Origin of the sequence: Aquirufa salirivi (genome assembly GCF_045310485.1) — a bacterium.
Taxonomy (GTDB): Bacteria; Bacteroidota; Bacteroidia; order Cytophagales; family Spirosomataceae; genus Aquirufa; species Aquirufa salirivi.
Map to the genome: position 1 here is coordinate 1 of NZ_JBEWZH010000014.1, position 6542 is coordinate 6542.

A 6542-nucleotide genomic window follows, 5' to 3' on the forward strand; every position below is an offset into this window, starting at 1 on the left:
TATCTGAATCGCTATCTAAGAAGTTCATTACACCATCTCCATCCGTATCGTATGATCTTTCTTGAGTATCTAAAATACCGTCGTTATCTGAATCTAAATCCAAGTAGTTGGCATCTCCATCTCCATCACTGTCCATGTTCTTCTCAATCATATCTAGGATACCATCATTGTCTGAATCTGGATCTAAGAAGTTTGGAATACCATCCGAATCAAAGTCTTGGCAAGTACCTGTTCCTAAATATCCACCGTTACATTCCATTTCATTGGAAATACCGTCACTATCGCAGTCGCCCGCAAAATATTTGGCATATCCAATACTTCCTTTTGGAGGAATATAACCTGCTATACCACCCGAACAAGCATTGGATGGTTCAATGTCCGTTCCGTTTGGAGAACCGTCACCATCGCAATCCATCGCTTTCCATCCTGCGGATGTTTTCGACATCACAAACGAGCTCATCAAATAAGAACAACCATCGTTCAAGTCGGTCTTATCGGCTAATTCTTGCTCATCAGAGACGCTATCTCCGTCGGTATCTGCTGACACAACCACAATTTCAGGTGTTTGAACCGCAGCTCCTTCTGTTGGAGTAATGGTGAATTTACTAGAGCCCGACGTACCTTGTTTATAGGTAATTCCTAAGACGGAGAAATCAGCTATACCACTTACAAAGTCCGTTGCTTTGGACAAAATGTAGGTGTTTTGTTCCGTTGTCGTAGTTCCTGAAATATTGGTTACTACAATTTTAACTGGATTTACAGCAGCATTAAACGCAGTTACTGTATTACCGTAATCATCGATTGCCGTCATCGAACCTGTGATAGGTTTACCTGCTTCTTGTTGTTGATCCAATTTAACTTCCAATGTTGAGAAGGTAGAAGGAACAACCGTTACTGGTAATTTATCTTCTGGCTTAGTGACGATTGAACCTGTTGAAGTTCTAGCCTCTAAATTGGCCACCTCAGCAGCAAATAACACTAATTGAACGGTGGCGACACCATTCACAAATTTCACGGTAAAGCTGGCACCAAATGGTGTCATACCATTCAATGTTTGGTTCGCAGTGGCATTGGCTTTTCCTGTATTAACCGTTCCTAAACTTGCTCCGCCTGTAGCGCTACTCAAAATATTTACAGTCGAGCTAGTCGTTTTCTTGCTTGTCTCTACTCTTGATTGCGTTTTGGCATCACTTGGAATAGAGGCAGGGGTAGTTTGAGTATTTCCTGCTTGAGGATTGAATAAACTGTTAGGAGACTGAGAAGCTCCTAAGAACTGCAACAATTGATCTCCTGTGAAGTTTGTCACTGTGTTTCCAAATAAGTCAGCTGCCGTGACAGTTACTGAAATTGAAGTACCAGCTTGTACGATCGATTGGCTCGATGTAACTACGAATTTTGCAGGAGCACCGGCTGTTACATTGAAGGCATTCGACTCCCCTGTTTTACCTGTTACATTACTTGAAGTTAATCCACTACCTGTCGCTAATAACACGACACCTGTTTCACTCTTCGTATAAGACCAGCCACTAATCTCCACAGAGCTAGAACCAGCTAATATGGTAGCTGAAACAGTTCCTGATAATGTACCAGTACCTGTTTTCACGGTCAAGGTAATTACTCCATTTGCCGTGGCTTTCACTGGATTATTGGTAACATCAACCAAAGTGGCCGTTACGGTTTGTGATAGACCTGCAATATGATTTGCAATGGTGCTCAACTTAATTTTAGCTGCTTCACCAGAACTTAAGGTAATGCTTGGACTTGTGATGCTTACTCCATTAGAAGCCGTGAAGGTCAATGTACCTGAACCAGTTTCTCCTGTGTAAATTAAGCCAAGGCTTGTTAAGTTGGCAACTCCATTGACAAAGTCAGTGGCAGCACTCAATTTATTTACTCCAGACAATCCTGAGATAGTACCTAACAGGTTAGTCGTTACCGTTACATTATTAGCGCTCGCATTGAAATTTGTAATGATATTACCAAATGCATCTTGAGCTGTCAAGGTATTGACACCGACTAAGACTTGGCCAGCTACTTGCGGGCTAGTTAAGTTAAGCTCAAATTTAGACATGCCAGCTGCACTCACTGCTACGGTCAAGCGATCTGAACCAACGGTTGTAATGGTACCTTCAGAAGCAGTGATCGTAGCTATTTCAGCTTTATACAATCTCATAACCGCTGTAGCTACACCGGAAGTAAAGTTTAAGTTAGTCGCTGAACCAAAATTAGTTCCATCAATACTAGGAGCTGTCACTGGGCTGGCTGAACTAGTGGCACCACTGAAAGCCACTAATTTAGATCCAGTATAGCCTAAGGCTGTATTTCCACTGGCATCTTTAGCCGTTATGGTGACAATTTGTTGCCCCCCAGCTGTTTGAGTACCAGAACCCGTAATCATCAATTTCGTAGCAGCACCTGCGTTGAAGGTTATTGTTGCCGTGGTTTGGCTAATGGTTCCACTCAATACTGAATTTCCGTTTAAGCTCGCCACAAATACCCCAGTTCCAGGAGTCGTTGAGCTAACTGTAGCCGTATAAGTTCCATTGCCATTATCTGTTACGGCAGAAACTGTTCCTACACCGGAAGATTTAGTAATTAGCACGGTAGCTCCACCGGTAGTAATCAAATTACCATTCAGGTCTTTAGCCGTCACTGTCAATGTTTGTGTACTACCACCTGCTAATACATTCGCCGTGGTTGGAGTTAAGGTGGAAGCTGTTGCATTGGCTGCACCAACCGTAAAGGTGATGCTCGCTTGTGTTTGAGTAGCGGCACCGCTCAATACTGGACTAGCATTGATGGTTGCTACAAATACTCCTGTCCCTGCTTCTAATGAGCTTACCGTAGCAGTATATGTACCATTGGCATTATCTGTCACGGCAGAAACTGTACCCACTCCAGAGAATTTGGTAATTGTAACTGTAGCACCTCCGGTGGTAATGGCATTTCCTAATGCATCTTTAGCTGTAACCGTCAACGTTTGTGGAGTACCACTCGCCAATAGACTTGCACTAATTGGTGTTAAGGTTGAGGTTGCAGCGCTGACAACATTCGCATTAATTACAATCGAGGTGCTGGTTACCGCAGTTCCTGATGCAGGAGTAAAGGTGAATGTTCCTGTACCCGTAACTCCAGAATAGGTAAATCCTGTTAATGTAGAAACTCCAGATACAAAATCCGTTGCACTCGTTAATTTGTTCACACCGGATAAACCTGTGATCGTTCCTACTAAGCTCGTACTTATCGTAATATTGTTCGTAGCAGCATTAAATCCTGTCACGGTATTACCATAAGCATCTAGCGCTGTCAAGGTGTTCGTTCCAGTAAACGCTATGGCACTATTTTGAGGGGAAGCTAAGCTTACCGACATGTTAGAGAAGGTACTTGGAGTAACCGCTAAACTTAAGCGATCAGCAACTGCACTGGAGATTGTTCCATCAGAAACTGAGATTACTGCTGTTTCAGCTTTGTAAAGCGTGACATTCAAGGTAGCTACACCATTGACAAAATTGATGGAAGTAGCCGTACCGAAAGCAATGCTTCCTGCCAATGGACTAGTTACAGGGTTTAATGCCAAGTTAGCACCTGAGAATATCAAGGATTTAGTACCTGTAAAAATAGTTGAGGTATTACCATTGCTATCTTTGGCCGTTATCGTGATACTTTGAGGAACGCCTGCAGTAACTGTTGAAACTGCAGAAGTAATCACCAATTTGGTTGCTTCACCACCGTTGATTAAAATACTACCACTAGTAATGGCTGTGCCTGATGCAGGAGTGAATGTGAATGTACCTGTACCAGGATTTCCAGTATAAATCATTCCAAGGCTTGTTAAATTAGCCACACCATTGACAAAGTCACCAGCAGCACTTAATTTATTTGTACCCGATAATCCACTGATTAAACCAGTCAAGCTAGTGCTTACTGTGATATTATTGGTAGCGGCATTAAATCCAGTTACCGTATTACCATAAGCATCTTTCGCCGTTAAGGTATTGACCCCTTTGAAAGTCTCTGCATTATTTTGAGGACTTACTAAGCTTACTGCCAATTTAGTAAAGCTTCCAGCTGTTACAGATACCGTTAAACGATCTGTTCCTTGTGCTGATATGCTTCCATCTGTCACAGCTACCACTGCACTTTCTACATGATATAAAATCATATTAGCAGTGGCAACACCATTCGTAAATGAAATGGATGTTTCTGTTTCAAAATCTGTAGCAGCAACAGTTGCCTTCGTTATTGGACTTGTGGAAGGATTGGCTCCAGAGAAAGTCAATAATTTAGCTCCTGTATAAGTTGTAACCGTATTTCCACTTTCATCCTTGGCAGTGATGGTGATGGTTTGTGCAATACCTGCTGTTTGACTTACGGCTCCTGTAAGGATGAATTTAGTAGCACTTCCGCTGTTAAAGCTCACATTCGAACTAGTGACAGCTGTTCCTGTTACTAGAGTGAAGGTAAATGTACCTGTTCCAGCTGTTCCTGTAAATGTTAATCCTAAATTGGTCAAGTTGGCTACACCATTGGTAAAGTCGCCTGCACTACTTAGTTTGTTTGTTCCAGATAATCCAGAGATACTACCTGTTAAACTAGTACTAACAGTAATGTTATTCGCAGAAGCATCAAAGCTTGTTGCGGTATTGCCATAAGCATCCAAGGCAGTCAACGTATTGGTTCCTGTAAAGGCGACACCGCTATTTTGGGTTGCTGCCAAAGCTACTTGTAATTTACTGAAGGTAGCTGGATTGACAGAGACTGATAAACGATCTGTACCAGTAGAAGTAATTGTACCATCACTAACTGAAACGACTGCATTTTCAACATTAAACAAATTCATACTAGCCGTGGCTACACCATTGGTAAACACGACACTAGTCGCTGTTCCAAAGTTGGTACCAATCACGGTTGGGTTAGTCACAGGAAGTGTAGAAGCTGTAGCACCCGAGAAGGTTAAGCTCTTCGTACCGGTGTAACTAGTAATGGTATTTCCACCAGAATCTTTAGCTGTCAATGTAATGGTTTGAGCTGTACCTGCTACTTGAGTGCTTGATCCTGTAATGATCAATTTATTTAATACCCCTGGATTAATGGTAACTGGCCCACCTGTGGTAGCGATCCCTGTTGTTGGGGTGAAAGTGAAATTAACAGAGCCCGCTAAACCAGAGTAAACGATGCCCAAACTAGATAAATTAGCCACTCCATTCACGAAGTCACCTGCTGCAGTCAATTTATTAATTCCTGACAATCCAGTGATGCTACCTGTTAAGCTAGAGCTTACTGTAATATTATTGGTAGCAGCATTAAATCCTGTTACCGTATTACCATAAGCATCTTTTGCAGTCAAGGTATTGGTTCCTGTCCACGCGATGCCATTTGATTGAGAAGCAGCTAAACTCAAGGTCAATTGATTAAACGTCGCGGCATTCACCGTTACGGATAATCGATCAGAGCCACTTGAAGCTGTGATACCTGCCGAACTTGCTGCAACATTTGCCGTTTCAACTGCATATAGAATCAAGTTAGAACTAGCCACACCATTGGTAAATGTTAGTATAGTATTGCTTCCAAAATTAGTTGCAACAGCCGTTTTATTATTGGCACTTGCTATAAAGTTTCCATTAGGTGAATTGCTTGCACCAGAGAATACGAGTGTTTTATCTCCTGTGAAACTTGTCACCGTATTTCCATTAGCATCTTTGGCCGTTATGGTAATCGACTGAGCTGCACCTGCTGTTTGTGTAGCCGAAGTTCCCGTAATGACTAAACGCGTTGCCGAACCTGAACTTATGCTCACATTAGAGCTTGTCACACCTAATCCGGTAGCTGGACTAAAGGTAAATGTACCAGTACCCGTGGTTCCTGTAAAGGTTAATCCTAAGCTAGTTAAGTTTGCTACACCATTGACAAAGTCTCCGGCAGCGCTTAGCTTATTCGTACCTGATAATCCTGTGATGCTTCCTGTTAAGCTAGATGTAACTGTTACATTATTCGTAGATGCATTAAAGCCTGTTACGGTATTGCCATAGGCATCCAAAGCAGTAAGGGTATTTGTACCTGTAAAGGCTGTACCACTTGATTGAGAAGCAGCCAATGTTAATCCTAATTTAGAGAATGAACCTACACCTACTATAATTGCCAAACGATCTGCTCCAGTAGCTGATAATGTTCCATCACTTACTTCGATAGTAACTGATTCAGCCAAATATAAGCCTAAGTTGGTTGTTGCTACCCCATTTGTAAATGTGATGGTGGCAGCGGTTCCTAAACTAACTTGATTTGAATTTTTATCTGTCACTTTAGGTGTTGTCACTGGACTCAATGAGCTAAGTGCTCCAGAGAAGGTCAATGATTTATCACCTATATAGGATGTTATGGTATTTCCTTGTGCGTCTTTCGCGGTGATCGTAATTGTTTGTGTAGTACCTGCGGTTTGTGTACCTGTTCCAGTGATCACCAAACGGTTGGCAGAACCCGCGTTCATGGTAATACTTCCACTCGTTACCGCCGTACCTGTGGCTGGAGTAAACGTGAAGCTTCCT

General features: G+C 42.3%; 1 protein-coding gene. It reads right to left on the reverse strand.

Features of this window, described 5'->3' with window-relative positions; all coding sequences use genetic code 11:
• On the reverse strand, positions 1-6542 hold a 6542-nt coding region (locus U0R11_RS13455), incomplete at both ends, for a beta strand repeat-containing protein (RefSeq protein WP_406752331.1).